General features: G+C 66.5%; 24 protein-coding genes and 1 tRNA gene. 7 read left to right on the top strand and 18 right to left on the bottom strand.

All coding sequences use genetic code 11. The features are described 5' to 3' along the window. Positions 1–36: 36 nt before the first annotated feature. Positions 37–747, top strand: a complete 711-nt coding sequence (locus B1790_RS16635) for a mammalian cell entry protein (RefSeq protein WP_369832358.1) — start codon at positions 37–39, stop codon at positions 745–747. Continuing rightward, positions 747–1241, top strand: coding sequence for a mammalian cell entry protein (locus tag B1790_RS16630; RefSeq protein WP_079924371.1), 495 nt, complete (start codon positions 747–749; stop codon positions 1239–1241). The genes B1790_RS16635 and B1790_RS16630 overlap by 1 nt, the downstream gene beginning before the upstream one ends. On the opposite strand, the gene B1790_RS16625 is transcribed toward B1790_RS16630, so the two are convergent. The 5 genes from B1790_RS16625 to B1790_RS16610 form a co-directional block, all read right to left on the bottom strand. Continuing rightward, entirely contained in the window at positions 1228–2736 is a 1509-nt protein-coding gene (locus tag B1790_RS16625; RefSeq protein ID WP_233165154.1) for a trehalose-6-phosphate synthase, read from the bottom strand. The genes B1790_RS16630 and B1790_RS16625 overlap by 14 nt on opposite strands. Continuing rightward, positions 2736–2900 (bottom strand): hypothetical protein, encoded by a 165-nt coding sequence (locus B1790_RS35020; RefSeq protein WP_162253332.1) that lies wholly within the window; start codon positions 2898–2900, stop codon positions 2736–2738. Before B1790_RS35020 ends, B1790_RS16625 begins: the two co-directional genes overlap by 1 nt. Before the next feature lie 47 nt (positions 2901–2947). Further along, positions 2948–3307 (bottom strand): hypothetical protein, encoded by a 360-nt coding sequence (locus B1790_RS16620; RefSeq protein WP_079924369.1) that lies wholly within the window; start codon positions 3305–3307, stop codon positions 2948–2950. A 127-nt stretch (positions 3308–3434) separates the two neighbouring features. Continuing rightward, positions 3435–3806: a hypothetical protein gene (locus tag B1790_RS16615; RefSeq protein ID WP_079924368.1), complete on the bottom strand. Its 372-nt coding sequence runs from the start codon at positions 3804–3806 to the stop codon at positions 3435–3437. 77 nt (positions 3807–3883) lie between these two features. Further along, a complete protein-coding gene (locus B1790_RS16610) occupies positions 3884–4240 on the bottom strand; it encodes an intersectin-EH binding protein Ibp1 (protein ID WP_079924367.1) in 357 nt (118 codons plus the stop codon). Positions 4241–4372: 132 nt separating this feature from the next. Between B1790_RS16610 and B1790_RS16605 the strand changes: the two genes are divergently transcribed. Continuing rightward, positions 4373–5212, top strand: a complete 840-nt coding sequence (locus tag B1790_RS16605; protein WP_079924366.1) for an SDR family oxidoreductase — start codon at positions 4373–4375, stop codon at positions 5210–5212. An 8-nt stretch (positions 5213–5220) separates the two neighbouring features. On the opposite strand, the gene B1790_RS16600 is transcribed toward B1790_RS16605, so the two are convergent. Beyond that, positions 5221–5565 (bottom strand): DUF732 domain-containing protein, encoded by a 345-nt coding sequence (locus tag B1790_RS16600; RefSeq protein WP_079924365.1) that lies wholly within the window; start codon positions 5563–5565, stop codon positions 5221–5223. Positions 5566–5778: 213 nt separating this feature from the next. Between B1790_RS16600 and B1790_RS16595 the strand changes: the two genes are divergently transcribed. After that, positions 5779–6678: a DKNYY domain-containing protein gene (locus tag B1790_RS16595; RefSeq protein WP_079924364.1), complete on the top strand. Its 900-nt coding sequence runs from the start codon at positions 5779–5781 to the stop codon at positions 6676–6678. Between the two features lie 10 nt (positions 6679–6688). Here B1790_RS16595 and B1790_RS16590 read toward each other — a convergent pair whose 3' ends face one another. The 6 genes from B1790_RS16590 to B1790_RS16565 form a co-directional block, all read right to left on the bottom strand. Continuing rightward, entirely contained in the window at positions 6689–7165 is a 477-nt protein-coding gene (locus B1790_RS16590) for a hypothetical protein (protein WP_079924363.1), read from the bottom strand. Between the two features lie 8 nt (positions 7166–7173). Then, positions 7174–9357, bottom strand: a complete 2184-nt coding sequence (locus tag B1790_RS16585; protein ID WP_079924362.1) for a DUF4185 domain-containing protein — start codon at positions 9355–9357, stop codon at positions 7174–7176. Positions 9358–9468: 111 nt separating this feature from the next. After that, entirely contained in the window at positions 9469–9828 is a 360-nt protein-coding gene (locus B1790_RS16580) for a hypothetical protein (protein WP_079924361.1), read from the bottom strand. A 65-nt stretch (positions 9829–9893) separates the two neighbouring features. Beyond that, positions 9894–10298 (bottom strand): HNH endonuclease, encoded by a 405-nt coding sequence (locus tag B1790_RS16575; RefSeq protein WP_079924360.1) that lies wholly within the window; start codon positions 10296–10298, stop codon positions 9894–9896. A gap of 43 nt (positions 10299–10341) precedes the next feature. After that, positions 10342–10416: transfer RNA gene (locus B1790_RS16570), tRNA-Thr, on the bottom strand. A 21-nt stretch (positions 10417–10437) separates the two neighbouring features. Further along, complete coding sequence (locus tag B1790_RS16565) at positions 10438–11253, bottom strand: hypothetical protein (protein ID WP_079924359.1); 816 nt, start codon at positions 11251–11253, stop codon at positions 10438–10440. Positions 11254–11363: 110 nt separating this feature from the next. On the opposite strand from B1790_RS16565, the gene B1790_RS16560 reads away from it, so the two are divergent. Next, complete coding sequence (locus B1790_RS16560; protein WP_056560436.1) at positions 11364–12083, top strand: response regulator transcription factor; 720 nt, start codon at positions 11364–11366, stop codon at positions 12081–12083. A 68-nt stretch (positions 12084–12151) separates the two neighbouring features. Beyond that, complete coding sequence (locus B1790_RS16555; protein WP_142271348.1) at positions 12152–13612, top strand: cell wall metabolism sensor histidine kinase WalK; 1461 nt, start codon at positions 12152–12154, stop codon at positions 13610–13612. Here the strand turns inward: B1790_RS16555 and B1790_RS16550 are convergent. Then, entirely contained in the window at positions 13609–14013 is a 405-nt protein-coding gene (locus B1790_RS16550) for an HIT family protein (protein ID WP_079924428.1), read from the bottom strand. The genes B1790_RS16555 and B1790_RS16550 overlap by 4 nt on opposite strands. 65 nt (positions 14014–14078) lie before the next feature. On the opposite strand from B1790_RS16550, the gene B1790_RS16545 reads away from it, so the two are divergent. After that, entirely contained in the window at positions 14079–14495 is a 417-nt protein-coding gene (locus B1790_RS16545) for an ester cyclase (protein ID WP_079924358.1), read from the top strand. Between the two features lie 18 nt (positions 14496–14513). On the opposite strand, the gene B1790_RS16540 is transcribed toward B1790_RS16545, so the two are convergent. From B1790_RS16540 to B1790_RS16520, 5 genes are all read right to left on the bottom strand, one after another. Next, positions 14514–14861, bottom strand: a complete 348-nt coding sequence (locus B1790_RS16540) for a DUF732 domain-containing protein (RefSeq protein ID WP_158083828.1) — start codon at positions 14859–14861, stop codon at positions 14514–14516. Positions 14862–14900: 39 nt separating this feature from the next. Continuing rightward, complete coding sequence (locus tag B1790_RS16535) at positions 14901–15755, bottom strand: SDR family NAD(P)-dependent oxidoreductase (protein ID WP_198952026.1); 855 nt, start codon at positions 15753–15755, stop codon at positions 14901–14903. Continuing rightward, on the bottom strand, positions 15752–16183 hold the full coding sequence (locus B1790_RS16530; RefSeq protein WP_079924355.1) for a nuclear transport factor 2 family protein: 432 nt from the start codon (positions 16181–16183) through the stop codon (positions 15752–15754). The genes B1790_RS16535 and B1790_RS16530 overlap by 4 nt, the downstream gene beginning before the upstream one ends. An 8-nt stretch (positions 16184–16191) precedes the next feature. Next, positions 16192–17319 carry an NDMA-dependent alcohol dehydrogenase gene (locus tag B1790_RS16525; protein ID WP_079924354.1) on the bottom strand — a complete coding sequence of 376 codons (1128 nt, stop codon included), beginning with the start codon at positions 17317–17319 and terminating at the stop codon, positions 16192–16194. Positions 17320–17415: 96 nt separating this feature from the next. Next, positions 17416–17955: a nuclear transport factor 2 family protein gene (locus B1790_RS16520; RefSeq protein WP_079924353.1), complete on the bottom strand. Its 540-nt coding sequence runs from the start codon at positions 17953–17955 to the stop codon at positions 17416–17418. Position 17956 lies beyond the last annotated feature (1 nt).

Below are 17956 nucleotides of genomic sequence, written 5' to 3'. Positions count from 1 at the left end.
CGAACGACGAGAGCGACGCGACCCGAGGGAAATGGATTGACTGACACGACATCCGGCGAATCGTCGACCGAGACCCCGGAGTCGGTGAAGAAGGCCGCCGCCCGGCGCCGCGCGTCGAGGGCGGCCGGTCCGGCCGGAGCTGTTCCGGAGCCAACGGCGCACGTGGTCGACACCCCACCGGCCGTCAAGGTGCGTCCCGTCAAGCCGGTTGGGCCGCCGCCCCGGCGGCAACCGCACCGCATGCTGGTCGCCGGACTCGCCCTTGGCGTCACGGCCGTCCTGGTCGCCGCGATGGCCGGCGTGGTCGCGCTGCTGTTCAACCAGCAGCGTCACGCGCAGGCCGAGGAAGCGCGGGATCAGAAGTTCGTCGACACCGCGTCGCAGACGGTGGTGAACATGTTCAGCTACACCCAGAACGACATCGACGAGAGCGTGAACCGGTTCGTCAACGGCATCAGCGGTCCACTGCGGGACATGATGAGCCAGGGCAACAACGTCGAGAACCTCAAGGCGATCTTCCGCGACACGAACGCCAGTTCCGAGGCCGTGATCAACGGCTCGGCGCTGGAGAAGATCGACGACACGGCGGACAACGCCTCGGTTCTGGTGTCGGTGCGGGTGACGGTCACCAATCTGGACGGGGTCAACTCCCCCTCGAAGCCGTACCGGCTGCGGGTCATCGTGCACGAGGACGACAACGGACGCATGACGGGTTACGACCTGAAATATCCCGACGGGGGCAACTGATGGGTCGCTTGAGTTCCCGGCTGACGGTGCTAGTCGGCATCTTGTTCGCGGTCGGCTTCGTCGCGTTGGCCGGTTTTGGGGGCACTCTGTACTGGAATCGTGTCGAGCGGGTTGGTGAGCAGGAAGCCAGGGCCGAGTTACCGCAGTTGGCGGCCCAGCAAATTCCAATCATCCTCGGCTTTGACTACCAGACGATCGAACGCAGCCGGACCGACGCCTACCGGCTGCTGACCTCGGACTTCCGTCGCGAGTACGAGGACGACACCACCAAGAACGTGATCCCTGCCGCGCGTGAGCGTCAGCTCATCAGCCAGGTCAACGTCGTCGGTGTCGGAATGCTTGACGCGCACCGCGATTCGGGCTCGGTGATGGTCTACATGAACCGCGTGCTCACTGACAAGACCAAGCAGCCGCTCTACGACGGCAGCCGGTTGAAGGTCGACTACCAGAAGGTGGGCCAAGACTGGCGGATCAGGAACATCACTCCGATCTAGGAGTGTCCGCGTCCTGGGTGGCGGCCAGCGCCTCGAGGAATGAGCGCGCCCAGCGGTCGACGTCGTGGGCCAGCACCTGCCGACGCAGCGCCCGCATCCGGCGTCGTCCCTCCTCGGGGGTTTGCGCCAACGCCGCCTCGATCGCGTCCTTGACACCGTCGATGTGGTGCGGGTTGGTGAGGTAGGCCTGCCTCAGTTCGGCTGCAGCGCCGGTGAATTCGCTGAGTACCAAGGCGCCGCCGAGATCGCTGCGACAGGCGACGTACTCCTTGGCGACCAGGTTCATCCCGTCGCGCAACGGCGTCACCAACATGACGTCGGCCGCGACGAAGAACGCGATCAGTTCGTCGCGCGGTAGGGCCTGATGCAGGTAGTGCACGATCGGGTGCCCGACCTTGCCGTACTCACCGTTGATGTGCCCGACCTGGCGCTCGATGTCCTCGCGCATCATCTTGTAGCTCTGCACGCGCTCGCGACTCGGCGTCGCCAATTGAATCAACACCGTGTCGTCTGGATCGATCCTGCCCTCGTCGAGCAACTCCGAGAACGCCCGCAGCCGAACGTCGATGCCCTTGGTGTAGTCGAGTCGGTCGACACCGAGAAGGATCTTGCGCGGATTGCCCAGATCGGCGCGCAACTCCTTCGCGCGCTGTCGAGCCCCGCGGTTTCGCGCCTTGGTGTCGAGTTCCTCGGAGTCGATCGAGATCGGGAACGCGCCCACCTTCACCGTGCGGAAGCCGACCTGGATTTCGCCGAAACGTGACCGCACGCCGACGTTGGCCCGTGAGGTGTTCGCGCCGAGGAGCCGTCGAGCCAGGATCATGAAGTTCTGCGCGCCGCCGGGCAGGTGGAAGCCGACCAAGTCGGCGCCGAGCAGGCCCTCGATGATCTCGGTGCGCCAAGGCATCTGCATGAAGAGCTCGACGGGTGGGAACGGGATGTGCAGGAAGAAGCCGATGGTCAGGTCGGGCCGCAGCATGCGAAGCATCTTCGGCACCAGCTGTAGCTGATAGTCCTGAACCCACACCGTCGCGCCGTGCGCCGCGGCCCTAGCCGTCGCCTCGGCGAAACGACGGTTCACCTCGACGTACCGGTCCCACCACTCTCGGTGGTAGATCGGCTTGACGATGACGTCGTGGTACAGCGGCCACAGGGTGGCGTTGGAGAAACCTTCGTAGTAGTCGGCGAAATCCTCGGCAGACAGCGCCACTGGCCGCATCTCGAGGTCGTCCTCGAAGATGGGCTCTTCGTCGCCGTCGGTGATACCGGGCCATCCGACCCAGGCACCGCGCCGTCTCCGCAGCAGCGGTTCCAGCGCCGTGACGAGGCCGCCAGGACTCCGCTTGTACGTCGTCGAGCCGTCGGGTCGACGCTCCATGTCGATCGGCAACCGGTTGGCGACGACGACGAAGTCGGACTCGCCCTCGCCAACCGGGTCGAGCTCGAAGACCTCAGAGTGCCCGGAGTCGGCTGATTCGCCTACTCCTGAGTCCACTACGCCTCTTGCTTCGCCGGTCCGATGCCCAGCATGGACAAGAACACCCGGCATTCGTCGGCGTCGGTGGCGTACGCGGCGACGACACGCCTCGCCATGCGGGCGGTGCTGTCGGCCAAGGGCTCGACGTCACCGATTTCGGCAGGATCAGGTTTTGCAGCCATGGACCAACTCTAGGCGACTCGACGAGCCGCCTAGAGCCTGATCGGTGTTACTGGCCGTTGATGCTCGTCGGAGGCTGCACGAATTTGTCTGCATTGTCCTGCAGACCGATGCACTGACCGGTGTTCTCGCCGGTGCAGGGGATGCCGTCCACGGACGGCAGGCCGCCGGGGGACTGCGAGATCGGCGACGGCGGGAGGCCGTTGTTCGTCGGCGAGTTCGGCACCGTGTGGGGCAGGCAGGAGCCCGTGTACATGTCCTCTTCCTCGCCGGCCGGGCACGACGCCGCGGGCGCGGCGTTCGCGGCGACGGGAACGGCGAAGGCGGCCACCGCGGGAGCGGCGGCGAAGGCAAGCGCGAATCCGCCGGCAAGGATGATTCGTCGAGCAGAGAATTCAAGGTGCGGCATTGTCACGCTTTCTGTGGTTTCCCGGGCATTTCGTGGTGTCCGAGAATATTGACGGTTCGTCGCAGGAATTGTAGGGATGCTGCCGGGAATCTGCACGAGTTCCACGTGTTCCCTGGCGTGGCCGCCGTCAGTTGGTCGAACCGGTGATCGTCGGATCCGAGCCGACCGACGAGGTGGGTGGCACGTACTGCGGCGCGTCCTCGGCAAGGCCGATGCACGCACCCGAGTCGCGCCCGGTGCACGGCACGCCGTCGATCTCGGGGATGTCCGGGTTGCCCGCGGGCGTGGTGAACACCGGCGCCGGTGAATTGGGCACCATGAAGGGGACGCACGAGCCGGTGAACTGGTCGGTGTCCTCTCCCGCGGCGCAGTTTTCGGCCAGCTGTGTGCCGGGGGCCGAGGGGACCGCAATCGCGGTCACGGCCGGTGCGGCGGCGACGGCGAGCGCGAATCCGCCGGCAAGGATGAGGCGTCGTGCAGAGAACTCGAAGTGCGGCATGCGTGGATTGTATGGAAGCTGCCAGCAATCTGCTCACATACTGCGAGTTATCTACCGAAGCGTGTCATCACACTTAGCTAGTTGGTGGACCCCGTGATGGTCGGGCTCGACCCGACCGACGATGACGGCGGCACGTACTGGGGGGCGTCCTCGGACAGGCCGATGCACTGGCCCGAATTTGCGCCGGTGCAGGGAATCCCGTCGACCGAGGGCAGGCCGCCAGGTGACTGCGCGATCTCGGGTGAGTTCGGGACGAGGTCCGGGGTGCACATGTCGGTGAAGGCGTCCTCGGTCTCGCCGCTGGGGCAGGACGCCCCGAACGAGGGCGCGATCGACGGGCTGGCGAATGCGGCCACCGCGGGGGCGGCGGCGATCGCGACGGCGAAACCGCCGGCGAGAAGCAATCGTCGTGTTGAGGTCTGTGGTTTCGTCATCGCCACGCTTTCTCTCCGATGGGCCCGTCGTATGCGGGAACCAACTGCGCCGTCGACGATACGCCGGCGACCTTGAAATCAGGTGTGGTTACATGACGAGAACGTGTTCTAGTTTCTCTCGACGGGGGCGATGTGCAGCTTTCATTGACGGATCGGACGATCATCGTCACGGGTGGTGGAAGCGGCATCGGCAAGGGAGTTGCCACTGCCGTCGTGGCCTCTGGTGGCGACGTGGTTCTCGTCGGGCGCAACGCCGACAGGCTCGCCGCCGCGCAGGAGGAGATCACCGCCGCAGCGGGTGACGGCTCGGGCGAGGTCAGGTACGAGCCCGCCGACGTCACCAACGAGGACGAAGTCGCCGCGATGGTGGAGGCGGCGACCGCCTGGCGCGGTCGCCTCAACGGCGTCGTGCACTGTGCGGGTGGGTCCGAGACGATCGGCCCGATCACCCAGGTCGACTCCGACGCGTGGCGACGCACCGTCGACCTCAACGTCAACGGCACCATGTACGTGCTCAAGCACACCGCACGGGAGATGGTCCGCGGTGGCGGCGGCTCATTCGTCGGCATCTCGTCGGTCGCGGCCAGCAACACCCACCGGTGGTTCGGGGCGTACGGGGTCAGCAAGTCGGCGATCGACCACATGATGCAGCTGGGAGCCGACGAGCTCGGCGCGTCGTGGGTGCGGGTCAACTCGATCCGGCCGGGACTCATCCGCACCGAACTCGTTGCGCTGGTGCTTGATTCGCCGGAACTCAGCGAGGACTACCGCGTCAGTACCCCACTGCCGCGGGTCGGTGAGGTCGCCGACGTCGCCAACGCGTCGGTCTTCCTGCTCAGCGACGCCGCGAGCTGGATCACCGGGCAGGTGATCAACGTCGACGGTGGCCAGCTGGTGCGGCGAGGCCCCGATTACTCGGCGATGCTCGAACCCGTCTTCGGCGCCGACGGCCTGCGCGGAGTGGTCGACTAGACGGCGGGTTACTTCTTGGGCATCGACGTCGGGCAGTAGCCCTGCACCGCGAGGCTGCCGAAGGAGCCAATCTTCTTGCTGTCCGACCAGTCGGTGGCGTTCTGGACGTGGCGCAACGCGTTCTCGACCGACCCGGTGCGGGTCAACACGTCGCACGTCGAGTGGGCCAGGTCGAGGGCGAACCCGTCCGACTTCAACTTCAGGCCCTGATCCTTGACGGCCTTGAGGAACGCCTGGTCGATCTGTTCCGATCGCGCGTCGTCGGTGGGGTCCGCGTGTGCCGGGACCGCCGTCGCCACGACGACGGACGCGGCACCGGCGAGAAGTGCTGCGCCGAGGTTCTTCAATCCCATGTCATCCCCTGTCTCGCGAGCCACGACCCGACCCTACGTCGGCAAATTCTCATACCCGTATCGGCTGGTTGCAGACCGGTGTTACGAGCCGTCGTGGTGGATGCGGGAGTGGCACCGACAACCAATGTGCGGCAGGCGCAGGGTCACCGCCAGCACCGGTACGTCGAACTAGGGTTCGTGGGTCAGGACCAAGATGACGAGTACCGTTGCCCCATGACAGGTTCGCCGCACCAGCCACGGCGACGGCGGCGGCTCGTCGCCGTTGCGTGTGTCGCCGTCGTGGCCACGATGACGGCCTGTGGTCGGGACGCGGCGCCCGACTCGCTCTTCGAGTCGGCCGGCTATCACGTCCGCGGAGACACGGTGTTCTACCTTCGGGGTTTTCCGGGTAGGGCATCCCAGGTCGACGGTGCCGATGCGGCGTCGTTCGCCCCATTGGACCGGACGTTCGCGAAGGACCGTTCGACGGTATACGTCGACGGCAGGCCGCTTCCCGAGGCGAATCCCGACAGCTTCGTCCTGCTCGACCGCCCTGATTTCGCAAAGGACGACGGCCACGTCTACCAACGCGACACGGTGCTCAGCGACGACCCGACCAACTTCGAGCTGCTCGACGGCAACTTGGCCAAGGACGGCCGCGCGGTGTATTGGTCCGACGGCAGGGTGCTGTCGGACGATCCCACGCACTTCTCGATCGTCTCGGACACGGACTACTACCTGTTCACGAAGGACGATCGGACCGTGCACGTGAACGGCAACTCCGTCGTCGGTGCCGACCCGGCCACCTTCCGGGTGCTCAGGGACGGCTACTCACGCGACGGCGCCAACGTCTTCTACGGCACCGATCGCATCGTCGACGCCGACGTCCCGTCGTTCGACGCGCTCGAAGGCCCCTTCGCCCGCGACGACCGTCACGGCTATTGGATGGGCACGCCGATTCCCGACGCCGACGGCGCGACGTTCCACGTGTTGAACGCGGACTTCGAATGTGCCGCGGACGCGACGCACGCGTTCTACCGCGACGACGTCATCGTCGATGCCGATCCCCGCTCGTTCCCGTCGGGCCACGCGGTTACCGGCTGCTCGGAGACGTCGGTCTTCTTCGCGCCGTAGCGGGCCAGGCCTAGGGCAATCGCTGCCACAAGCAGTCGCCGGTCAGCTCGATGGTGAACAGCCGGGGTACCACTTCCAGCGTCAGGGTCCGACCGGGTTCGCCTCGATCGGATTGCGGCGGAGTCAGGGTCGGCGTGCCGGAGACCACCGCGAATTGAGTTGCCCCGCAGGTGCTCTCAGGGGACAGCGGGGTGGCCGTCCAGCGGCCTGATTCGAGCATGGGGTTGCGACGTCCCTGGCCGTGCAGCGTCATCACTGGTCCGGTGCTCAGCCACTCGTCGCTCATCGGATAGGGATCGGCGACAGGTTGCCAGTTGACGCCGTCGCACACCATCGGTGCGGTGGCGCCGGCTGGCCAGGTCAGCGCGTCCTTCACCTCCGCGGTGCACGAAGCATTCGTCTGCGGCGCAACGGGATCGGCGTCGGCCACCGCGAGCGGCGACGCGAACGCCGCCGCCGTCACCCCGATCGCGATGCACCGCAACACGTGTCGGCCTAGACCTTGGTGAGATCGGTCTTCATCAACATCACGTTGTACTCCGACCACAGCGACAGGTTCCAGTACAGGTCGGTGCCGGTCCCCATCGTCGACGACGACCACGGATGCATCATCGGCGCGTAGATGCCGCCCTGCTGCTGTGCCATCAGAATCTTCGCGCTCGACCAGGTGCCCTGAGGGGTGTCCGAGGTGCGCATCACGATGTTGTTGAACTGATCGCCGTGGAGGACGACGTACTTCTTGAGTTGCTTGTTGTACTGGACCGACATCTCACTGACCTGGTTGCCCGGCTTCCCGACACCGCATGCGCCGGTGTCCTGGCCGAACGCGGCCGTGGCCTTGGCCGGCTGGTTCTTGTACCAGCCCGCCGGGGTGGCGCCGATGCCGAACCAGCCGCCAGCCTTGCCCTTGCTGTAGTACTCGTACTTGCTGGTGTCGAGGATGTCCTTCTCAGCGACGCGCGACACGTACGCCGCGCCCTGGCGGCCGTTGGGTGTCCCGTAGTTGTAGACGTAACCGTCGCCCGGTCGGACGAAGGCGCCCTGCTGGAATTTGTCGTTGCCGCCGACGGGTGAGTTGTAACGCACCGAAGTCGGTGCGACGGTCCAGTTCTCGCCGTTGTCCGTGGAGTAGGCGATTGCGGAGTAGTTGGTGGACCACGTGCCCGCCGCGCCCCAGTTGCTCACCGACATGAAGTTCACGTACTGGGTGACGCCGAACTGGGTGCCGGGCGTCGGGATGGAGATGCCCGCGGTGGGGATGAGGGTGACACCGGCGGGCAGCCCGGAGGGGTGGATGATCTGCCGTGCGGTGGTGGGGCTGCTGAGCGGCGTGCCGCCGAACATGTTGCCGTTGAACCACTCTCCATTGGGAATGGTCATGCCGTCGGAGAGGTCGGTGTCGGCGCTGCGGAGCAGCACGTTGAAACGCCAGTTGCCGGTCATGTTGGCGCCGCTGAAGGTGTCGCCGAAGGCCATCAGCACCTGATGCTCGTTGTACGGCGTGGTGGGATCGTCGACCATGCCGTTGTCCCACATGACGCCGACGTCGGTGCCGTTGATGCCGAAACGCTTCAGGGTGTCGGCGATCAACGGGTTGCCGGTCTGATAGTTGCCCGTGACCCACTGGACGAACTGGGTGGACGGGCTCAATTGCGCACCGGGAAGCGGGAATCCGGGCACGTTGACCGCAGCCGCCTGAGCGAAGGCGGCGGTGGCTGCGGCCAACGAGACGCTGGTGGCGTCGACGGCCTTGGCCGGGGTCTGGGTGGCGCGCCCGGTGACGGCGTTGACGAAGTGGTCGAACTCGCGACGCGCGAACGCAAGCAACGACCACGCCAGCGGTGGTTCGGCGGGAGTCGGTGAGCCCGCGCCCATGAACGGGGTCAGCATCCAGTTGACGACGCTCGACACCACGCCGCTCACCACGGCCAGTGGGTTCGGGGGTGCCTGGCGTGCGGGGGTCTCTGGCGTGACCGTGACGAGGGTGACCTGTGCGTCGGACGCCGACTTTGCGTCGGCCGAGACGACGGCGAGGCTGGCGATCTTGGGGGCCGGGCCGTCGACGTCCTGCTTGGCCACGGTCGGTGTGACGGTCTTCGGCTCGGATGTCTTGCCGCTGTCCGCCTTCGACGTGTCGGTCACCGTCGGTGCAGGGGTGGACACGGCCGCGGTGGCGTTTGGCTTGGGCTTCTTGGTGGGCGTCGGGCTGGGGGTCGGCGTCGCGGTCGGCGCTGGCGTCGGCGTGGTGTCCGGCACTTCCGGTGTCGTCGGCTCGGGCTCGGGCTCGGGCTCGGCTTCTGGTTCGACGGTCGGCTTGGGGGTGGGGGACGCCGTGCTGCCGGAGCTGCCGGTGTTGGTCTGGGCGCTGACGACCCCGCTGGTGACCGAGCCCGAGGTGGTCGTCGAGCCCGTCGGCTTGTCGTCGGAACCGGTGGCCGTTGGCGCGGTCGAGGCCTGCGCTGCGGCGGGGGCGGCGCCCTCGGTGCCGGTGTTCGTCGAGGTGCCGGTGTTCGTCGACGTTGCGGTGCCGGAGGCGTTGGCGCTCGCGGACTGGCTACTCGACGAGCTGGTGGACGTCTCGTCGGCGTTGGCGACGCCGTATCCCGTCGCCACCGCGGTCCCGACTCCCAGTGCGACGGCTAGACCGCCCACTCGACCGATGTATCTCGACGCTCCCATGACTGGCCCTCCCGACGCGCTGAACTGCTCTTCCCCGGTGAAGGCTGACTTTCACAACGTTCACTCCTGTTGCCTTCGTCGCAGGAGCCGCTTGCGTTACCGCCGGAGCGGTCAGCCGAGCTCCTTCAACGCGTCTTCGTACAGCGCGAAGGCCTCCGACAGTCCGTCGCCGACCCAGGCGTCGACGATTCCGACCTTGTCGGCGACCAACTGGATCTGGGTGGCCCACGTCTGAAAGCCCTGGTCGGTGCGGAGCGCCTCGATTTGGTCGTGGGTGCCCTGGATGAGGATGAAGCCACCGAGTTCGGTGGTCTGCGGCCTGAGGATTGCGGCGTCGAAGCGCTCGATTCGGCCGTCGGCGGAGAGTTGTTCGAGGTACGTGGTCAGCGACGACTTCAGAAGCGCCAGCGCCTGGCCCTCGCGTCCGCGGGCCGGAATTCCCCAGGCCACCCATACACCGGCTTCGGACACGGACTCCTCCTCGGCTGTTTGCTATTTCGTAGCGGACACTACCGCGCGCCGGGGTCGGATCGGGGCTAGTACGACTGCCCGTCGGCGTATCGCTGGCGTCGGGAGTGCCGGCCGTTGCCACGGTTGCGACTCTTGTACGTCGCCAGCTGCGAGTCGCAGTTTGGGCAGACCAGCCGCAGGTTCTCCCGTCGGTTGTTGGTCGGGTTCCCGTCGACGTGGTCCAACACCAAGGCGAGGTGCGCGCCCAACCACCTGTTCGCTCCGCCGCAGATTGCGCAGCAACCGCCTTGGGCGTCGGAGAGGTATTGCCGGATGTAGTGGCCGCGATATCCGGCGATGCACGCCTCACCGGTCTCGAGCCACAGCTTGGTACCGGTTGCGCGCCGCACCACAGCCTGACACGCATTGCTGCAGTACACCTTCTGGCTGCGCTTCGAGAGTGGGGAACCACAGCCGCGGCACTGTCTCATGGGTGCGACGGTAGGTCCTACCACCGACAACGCTTGCGGGAGTTGGAGCCCCCTATCGGGATCGAACCGATGGCCTACGCTTTACAAGAGCGTTGCTCTACCGCTGAGCTAAGGAGGCGTGCACGCCTAGCTTAACGGCTCACTCGTCGGCGTCTATGACCTGTGGGGCGGGTACCGCACTAGGCGTCGGCCGCCGCCCACGCGAGCGTGGCAGCGGGATTCGGCCCGCGATGTTGCTCAGCGGATTGACGACCTGGCTGAGGGTGATGACGGCTTCGTGCAGCGCGTCGATGGTCGGGGTCAGCGCCTCGAGTCCGGGGGCGAGCCGGTTGAGGGTGTCGGCCACGTCGGCGAGCTTCATCAGCGCGCCCTGCTCGGCGGTGAGGGTGTCGAGCAGACCGCCCTCGGCGAGCAATTTGTCGGCGACGCCGTCCTCGCGCAGGATGCGCTCGATCAGACCGTCGTTGGCGAGCAGCTGGTCGGCGAGTCCGCCCGGCGCGATCACCCGGGACACGGCTCCGTCGTCGGTAGTCAAACGGTCGACGAGACCACCCTCGGACGTCACCTGGTCGATCAGTCCACCGGGCGCCACCGCGCGGGCGACGGGACCGTTCTCGGCGGTCATCCGGTCGAGCAGGCCGCCCTCGGCGGTGAGCTGGTCGACGAGCCCACCAGGTCGCAGCAGTCTGTTGAGTGGCCCGTCGGGGGCCAACGCTCGCCCGAGCGGGGCGTCGTCGTCCATCAGGTGGGCCAGGCGGTTGGCGCGTTCGACGGCGTCTTCGAGCCCCAGCAGCTGAGCCAGCGAGGACCTGCCTGCGGGCACGTGAGCGTCGTCGAGTCCCCGTTGGACGACGGCCAGCGTCTCGGTGGCGATGCCGAGGCCGATGTCGGCGACGGCAAGGCCGATGCGGGCCGGTGCGGTCGCCACGTCGACGAGGGCTTTGCCGAGATTCATGGTCCTCAGTCTATGGCGGGGATCACACCCAGCTTCCCTGAGATCAACTCACAGGAATCTCACAGCGCTCCGGCAGCGTCAGGCCATGTGAATGGGAGGACATTGTTCCTATGGCCATGGCTGCAATTCCGGAGTTCATCCCCGAAGCGAGAATCCTCGTCGTCGACGACGAAACCAACATCGTCGAGTTGCTCTCGGTGAGTCTGAAGTTCCAGGGCTTCGAGGTACACACCGCGTCCAGCGGGCCCGCGGCCTTGGACAAGGCGCGGGAGATCCGCCCCGACGCGGTCATCCTCGACGTGATGATGCCCGGGATGGACGGCTTCGGCGTGCTGCGTCGGCTGCGCGCCGACGGCATCGACGCGCCCGCACTGTTTCTGACCGCCCGCGACTCACTTCAGGACAAGATCGCCGGCCTGACTCTCGGTGGCGACGACTACGTCACCAAGCCGTTCAGCCTCGAAGAGGTCGTGGCGCGGTTGCGCGTCATCCTCCGTCGCTCCGGCCGCGGCGTCGAAGAGCCCCGCAGCGCCCGGCTGACGTTCGCTGACATCGAACTCGACGAGGACACCCACGAGGTGTGGAAGGCCGGCGAGCCGGTCTCGCTGTCGCCGACCGAGTTCACCCTGCTGCGGTACTTCATCATCAACGCAGGCACGGTGCTGTCCAAGCCGAAGATCCTCGACCACGTCTGGCGTTACGACTTCGGTGGCGACGTCAACGTCGTCGAGTCCTACGTGTCCTACCTGCGTCGCAAGATCGACACTGGTGAGAAGCGTCTGCTGCACACGCTGCGCGGCGTTGGATACGTGCTGCGCGAGCCGCGCTAACGCGCCATATGCGCGAGTTCGCCAGCCGACGGTCACGCGTTTTGCACAATGTCGGAATGACGAGGGGAATGACTGGAATTCGGGGGCGCGGTATCCCACTCCGGGTGGGTCTGGTGGCCGCGACCCTCGTGCTGGTGGCGTGTGGCTTGCTCGCCTCCGGCGTCGCCGTCACCTCGATCATGCGGCACAGCCTGATCAACCGGGTCGACGAAACCCTGCTCGACGCCTCCCGCGGCTGGGCCCAGGCACCCCGCCGGATGCCGGCCACCCCGATGGAGGATCCGAACCCGGCCCGACCGCCGTCCGACTTCTACGTCCGCGGCATCGATTCCGACGGGCGCATCTGGATGGCGGTCAACGATCGCGATGCCGAACCCGCCCTTCCCGACAGCAACGACGTCGGGCCCGTTCCCGTCACCGTGGATTCGATCGACCACTCCGACGTGCAGTGGCGGGCGATGACGGTGCGCGGGTTGCACGGTGAGCTGACCACCGTCGCCATCGACCTGTCGGACGTCTCGTCGACGGTGCGTGCGCTGACGTGGTCCCAGGTGGGCATCGGCGTCGCCGTGCTCCTGGTGCTCGGCATTGCGGGCTTCGCCGTCGTGCACCGCAGCCTCAGACCGCTGGTGGAAGTCGAGCAGACCGCTGCGGCTATTGCCGCGGGCGAGCTCGACCGCCGCATCCCGGAACGGGACACGCGCACCGAGGTGGGCCGATTGTCGTTGGCGCTCAACGGGATGCTGGCCCAGATTCAACGGGCGGTGGCGTCGTCGGAGGCCTCGGCCGAGAAGGCACGCACCTCCGAGGACCGGATGCGCCGGTTCATCACCGACGCCAGCCACGAGCTTCGCACTCCGCTGACCACCATTCGTGGGTTCGCCGAGCTGTACCGCCAGGGCGCCGCGCGCGACGTCGAGCTGCTGATGAACCGCATCGAGAGCGAGTCCCAGCGGATGGGTCTGCTCGTCGAGGATCTTCTGCTGCTGGCGCGACTGGACGCCCAGCGCCCGATGGAGCAGCGCCGGGTCGACCTGCTGTCACTTGCCAGCGACGCCGTCCACGACGCGCGGTCGGTCGCCCCGAAGCGCACCATCACCATGGAGGTCTTCGACGGCCCGGGGACGCCCGAGGTGCTCGGTGACGAGGCTCGGCTGCGGCAGGTGATGGGCAACCTGGTGGCCAACGCACTGCAACACACTCCGGAGTCGGCGAGTATCGCGATCCGGGTCGGCACCAAGCAGGACAGCGCCATTCTGGAAGTGGCCGACGAAGGACCCGGCATGAGTCGGGAGGACGCGCACCGGGTCTTCGAGAGGTTCTATCGCACCGATTCGTCGCGGGCGCGGACCAGCGGAGGTACGGGTCTTGGCCTCTCCATCGTCGACTCGCTGGTGTACGCGCACGGCGGCACGGTCAGCGTGACGACGGCGCCGGGTCAGGGGTGCCGCTTCACCGTGCAGTTGCCGCGGATCGCGGAGGCTCCGGTGGTCAACGACCCCGGGGCCGACGAGCCCGCGACGGTCTAGGCCAGTTCCGCCAACGCGGCCACGATCTTGGCCTGCGCCTCGTCCAGTGACTCCGGCGAGGGATTGCGGTCGACGCCTGCGAAGCCGAAGTCGGACAGGTTGCGCGCCGGGAAGACGTGCACGTGCAGGTGCGGTACTTCGAGGCCGGCGATGATCAGGCCCGTTCGTTCCACGTCGAACGCCTTGGACTGAGCCTTGCCGATGCGCTGAGCCACGGCCATCACGTTGGCGAAGACGCCCGCGTCGACGTCCTGCCAGTTGTCGATCTCGGCGCGCGGGACGACGAGCGTGTGTCCCTGCGTCATCGGTTCGATGGTGAGGAAGGCGACGACGTCGTCGTCCTCGTAGACGAATCGACCGGGGATCTCACGGTTGATGATCTTGGTGAAGACGGAGGCCATGGCGTCGAGCATGCCAGAGCGCGGCAACCGCGGATTACCTGCGTATCGCCGGGCGTTTACGGAGCATGAGTGCACGCGATTCGGTATCGATCGTCAATGCGTTTTGGGACGCGGTGTGGAACGGTCATGACCCCGGAGCCGTCGACGACTTCGTGGTGGAGGACTTCGTCATCGTGTCGGGCGGGGAGACGATCACGGGCCGCGAGGCCTTCAAGCAGTGGATCGGGAAGTTCTTGGCCGTCGTCGACGACCTACATCTCGAGGTGCTCGAGTCGTTTCAGAATGCCGACGGCAGCCGCGTGACGTCACGATGGCTCTTGACCGGGTCCAACAACGGCATCTTGGGCACGCCACCGGACAAGCAGGACGTCGAAATGACCGGCACGGCCGTCTGGGCGGTACGTGATGACGGGAAGCTGCTCGTGAATTGGGTCGAGCGTTCGTCGTGGGAGTTGCACCGGCGGCTCATCGCTGCCAACTGAACCCGTCTAGTTGCCGACCTAGAAGCCGATCGTCGACTTGATCATCTCGGGGCAGTACGTCTTCACGGCCAGCCCGGTGAAGGTGGTGGCGACCTTGCGAGGGATGCCGCTGGCAACTACGCCGGAGACGGTCCAGGCGAAGGACTTGGCGCCCTTCTTCAACGACGGGCAGACGTTGTGGGCGACGGTCTTGGCAACTATCTGGTTCTCGAAACCGATGCCTGCGGCGCCAAGGGCAGCCATGAAGGCGTCGTCGGCCGGATTGGCGTTGGCGGGCGCGGCGGCGATGGGCGCCACTGCGACGGCGAGCCCGGCGGCTGCTGCCAGCAAACGAGGCTTCAGGAATCGGGCGGAACTGTTGGTCACCAGAAGACCATGACGCATATTTGCTGACTTGTCCAATGCTCAGGTCTGTCGGCCGCTGCGGACGAGGCCGTCGAGCTCGGCGACGGACCACGGCGGCGATCCGTGGTGGTCACGGTAGGCGAGCAGGCTCGGCGTCTGCCGGTCGAATCGGCCGACGAATCCGCCCGCGGCGACCAGAATCTGTCCGGTGACGTCCCTGGCCAGGTCACTGACGAGATACGCGTACACGGGCGCCGCATACTCTGGCGGTGCGGCGTCCAGTGCGCCCTGCATGCTGACCTCGTCGAGCAGGCCACGCCGGTGCAACTCCGCTATCTGTGCCTCATAGTCGGGCCCCGTCGACAGCCGCGTCCTGGCGCCGGGACACACCACGTTTGCTCGCACGCCCGTGGCCTTCAGCTCGGCAGCAATTGCCATTGTCAGGCCGTTCACGCCGCCCTTGCCGGCCGGATAGCCGGTGCCGCCGTAGTCGCCGAGAAACGCGAACGAGCTGGTGTTGACGATCGCGCCGCCGCCCTGCGCGACCATCTTCGGTGCGGCCGCCCGGCACGTCTCGAAGGCGGTGAGCAGGTGCGCGTCGAGGAGCTCGCGAAACTGCTCCGACGTCACGTCGAGAATCGACGACCCGGGCAATTCCGCGGTTCCTGCGCAGTTGACGAGCGCGTCGACGCTGCCGAATTCGTCGACGCACCGGTCGATCAGGGCGTCGGCCACCGCCGGCTCGGCCGGGGAACCGGCGTGCCCGACGGTGCGACCACCGATGCCGTCGACTGCGTCGGCTACGGCATCGGGGTCACGTCCGTTGACGACCACTCCAAACCCTTGAGCGGCAAGCAGTTCGGCGACGGCGAGTCCGATGCCTCGCGAGCCGCCGACGACCACCGCTCCGGTCAGCTTGGGTCCTTCTGGCCGAACTGCATGGCGTCCATGTTCCAGTAACCCCGCAGGTTGGTGATCTGCCCGGAGTCGTTCACCCGGTAGGTGAAGACACCGCGCACCGTCGCCGTGAAGCCGTTCGGAAACTCGGTGTGCAGCACCAAGATGTACGCGATCTCCGTCGGCGAACTCGACGTGAACGTCTCCTCGCGGGTGACGGTCAGCCGGTTGGGGCCGATGTTCGCGTCGTAGAAGGCAGCCAGCGCCTCCTTGCCGCGGACACCGGTGCCGTCGGGGTTGGTGACGGCCTCCCCGATCGGGTCCTCCACGACGACGTCGTCGGCCATCAGCGCCAACCAACCGTCGCGATCGCCCGCCTGGACGCACCGCCACGATGCCTCCGAGGCGGAGACGACCGGCGACTGCTCGGTGGTGATCTCGGACATCGACGCGCCTACCTGTCGGCGTCGGTGTAGCGGATGACGCCGCGGATGTTGCGGCCCTCCAACATGTCCGTGTAGCCCTCGTTGATCTGCTCCAGCTGGTACTGGCGGGTGACCATGTCGTCGAGATTCAACCGGCCCGCCTTGTACATCGACAGCAGCTGCGGAATGTCGAAGTGCGGGTTGCCGCCACCGAAGATGGTGCCCTGCAGCCTCTTCTGCATCAGGGTCAGCATCGCCAGGTTCAGCGTCACGTTCGTGTCCATCATCGAGCCGATGGCGGTGAGCACCGTGGTGCCGCCCTTGGAGGTCAGGTTGACGTAGTTGTCCACGTCCTTGCCCTCGAGTTCGCCGACGGTCACGATGACCTGCTTGGCCATCAGGCCGTGGGTCACCTCGGCGACACCGCCGAAGGCGGTCTCGATGTCCGGATAGGCGTGCGTCGCACCGAATTTCAGCGCCGCGTCGCGCTTCCACTCGACGGGCTCGATGACGAAGAGGTTGCGTGCGCCCGCGTTGACCGCGCCCTGCAGCGCCGACATGCCGACGCCGCCGACGCCGATGATCGCGACGTCGTCGCCGGGGCGGATGTCGCCGGCCTTGACTGCGGAGCCGTAACCGGTCGTCACGCCGCAACCCACCAGGCAGGCCACCTCGAAGGGGATCGACGGGTCGATCTTCACGACCGAGCTCTTGTGCACCACCATGTACGGGCTGAACGTGCCGAGCAGCGTCATCGGGAAGACGGGCTGGCCCTTCGCCGTGATGCGGTGCGTGCCGTCGGAAACGGCGACGCCACCGAGCAGGCCTGCGCCGAGGTCGCAGAGGTTGCGGAGGCCGGCCTGACAGGACGGGCACCGACCGCACGACGGGATGAAGGACAGCACGACGTGGTCACCGGGTGCGAGGTCCTCGACGCCGGGGCCGACTTCGGTGACGATGCCTGCGCCCTCGTGCCCACCGAGCACGGGGAAACCCATCATCGGGATGCCGCCGGTCACCAGGTGATGGTCGGAGTGGCACATGCCAGACGCTTCCATCTGGATTTTGACCTCGTCCTTGACGGGGTCGCCGATCTCGATTTCCTCGACCGACCAGGGCTGGTTGAACTCCCAGATGAGTGCGCCTTTTGTCTTCACGAGTACCTCTCTCGACGTGCGATGTGGGTGAGTGGCCACAGACTAGAGCCTCTAGTTAACTGGATCACACCCGCCCCAAGCAACTGCTTGGTGGAGTTAAAAGAGGCCGACCGGGCTTTGGCCCAGCGGGTAGTAGCCGGGCAACTGCTCACCGGCCATGCTGCGCTCGATGCGCTTCTGCATGGTCGGCGTCAGGTCACCGGATTCGATGAGCTTGATGAAGGCCTTCTGCACGTGGCCGAAGTCGAAGAAGTCGCGCTGCCACTCGATCAACAGCTGATCGTTGAGCCGGAACCAGCTGCCGCCGATGCCGTAGATCTCGTCCTTGGTGCCGTCGCCCTTGGTGGCGATCTGCTTCCAGAAGCCGACGATCTCGCCCAGCTTCTCGTCGACCAACACCTTCTGGTATTCGTAGACCCAGTTCTCCAGGCCTTCCATCTCCAAACCGAGTGCGACGTCGCGGATTTCGTCGCGTCCGACGCACATGACGTCTTCCTTCGGGCCGATGTTCCACCCGTAGGTGGCGTCCTCGGTGTAGAAGTCCGCCATCGGCTTCCAGTCGCCGGCCGCTTCGGCGTCCTTGTTGGCCTGCAGCCACCGCTCGACCCACTCGTCGAGCTGTTCGCGACTCGCCATG

The organism is Mycobacterium sp. AT1, assembly GCF_002043095.1.
In the GTDB taxonomy this organism is placed as follows: domain Bacteria; phylum Actinomycetota; class Actinomycetes; order Mycobacteriales; family Mycobacteriaceae; genus Mycobacterium.
This window is presented reverse-complemented; position numbering and strand designations above follow the sequence as displayed.

What these genes read in the sequence shown, in the direction of transcription:
- B1790_RS16630 (WP_079924371.1), top strand. Translation starts at nt 747, where the DNA reads ATGGGTCGCTTGAGTTCCCGGCTGACGGTGCTAGTCGGCATCTTGTTC.
- B1790_RS35020 (WP_162253332.1), bottom strand. Translation starts at nt 2,900, where the DNA reads ATGGCTGCAAAACCTGATCCTGCCGAAATCGGTGACGTCGAGCCCTTG.
- B1790_RS16620 (WP_079924369.1), bottom strand. Translation starts at nt 3,307, where the DNA reads ATGCCGCACCTTGAATTCTCTGCTCGACGAATCATCCTTGCCGGCGGA.
- B1790_RS16615 (WP_079924368.1), bottom strand. Translation starts at nt 3,806, where the DNA reads ATGCCGCACTTCGAGTTCTCTGCACGACGCCTCATCCTTGCCGGCGGA.
- B1790_RS16610 (WP_079924367.1), bottom strand. Translation starts at nt 4,240, where the DNA reads ATGACGAAACCACAGACCTCAACACGACGATTGCTTCTCGCCGGCGGT.
- B1790_RS16600 (WP_079924365.1), bottom strand. Translation starts at nt 5,565, where the DNA reads ATGGGATTGAAGAACCTCGGCGCAGCACTTCTCGCCGGTGCCGCGTCC.
- B1790_RS16595 (WP_079924364.1), top strand. Translation starts at nt 5,779, where the DNA reads ATGACAGGTTCGCCGCACCAGCCACGGCGACGGCGGCGGCTCGTCGCC.
- B1790_RS16585 (WP_079924362.1), bottom strand. Translation starts at nt 9,357, where the DNA reads ATGGGAGCGTCGAGATACATCGGTCGAGTGGGCGGTCTAGCCGTCGCA.
- B1790_RS16575 (WP_079924360.1), bottom strand. Translation starts at nt 10,298, where the DNA reads ATGAGACAGTGCCGCGGCTGTGGTTCCCCACTCTCGAAGCGCAGCCAG.
- B1790_RS16565 (WP_079924359.1), bottom strand. Translation starts at nt 11,253, where the DNA reads ATGAATCTCGGCAAAGCCCTCGTCGACGTGGCGACCGCACCGGCCCGC.
- B1790_RS16560 (WP_056560436.1), top strand. Translation starts at nt 11,364, where the DNA reads ATGGCCATGGCTGCAATTCCGGAGTTCATCCCCGAAGCGAGAATCCTC.
- B1790_RS16555 (WP_142271348.1), top strand. Translation starts at nt 12,152, where the DNA reads ATGACTGGAATTCGGGGGCGCGGTATCCCACTCCGGGTGGGTCTGGTG.
- B1790_RS16550 (WP_079924428.1), bottom strand. Translation starts at nt 14,013, where the DNA reads ATGGCCTCCGTCTTCACCAAGATCATCAACCGTGAGATCCCCGGTCGA.
- B1790_RS16545 (WP_079924358.1), top strand. Translation starts at nt 14,079, where the DNA reads ATGAGTGCACGCGATTCGGTATCGATCGTCAATGCGTTTTGGGACGCG.
- B1790_RS16530 (WP_079924355.1), bottom strand. Translation starts at nt 16,183, where the DNA reads ATGTCCGAGATCACCACCGAGCAGTCGCCGGTCGTCTCCGCCTCGGAG.
- B1790_RS16520 (WP_079924353.1), bottom strand. Translation starts at nt 17,955, where the DNA reads ATGGCGAGTCGCGAACAGCTCGACGAGTGGGTCGAGCGGTGGCTGCAG.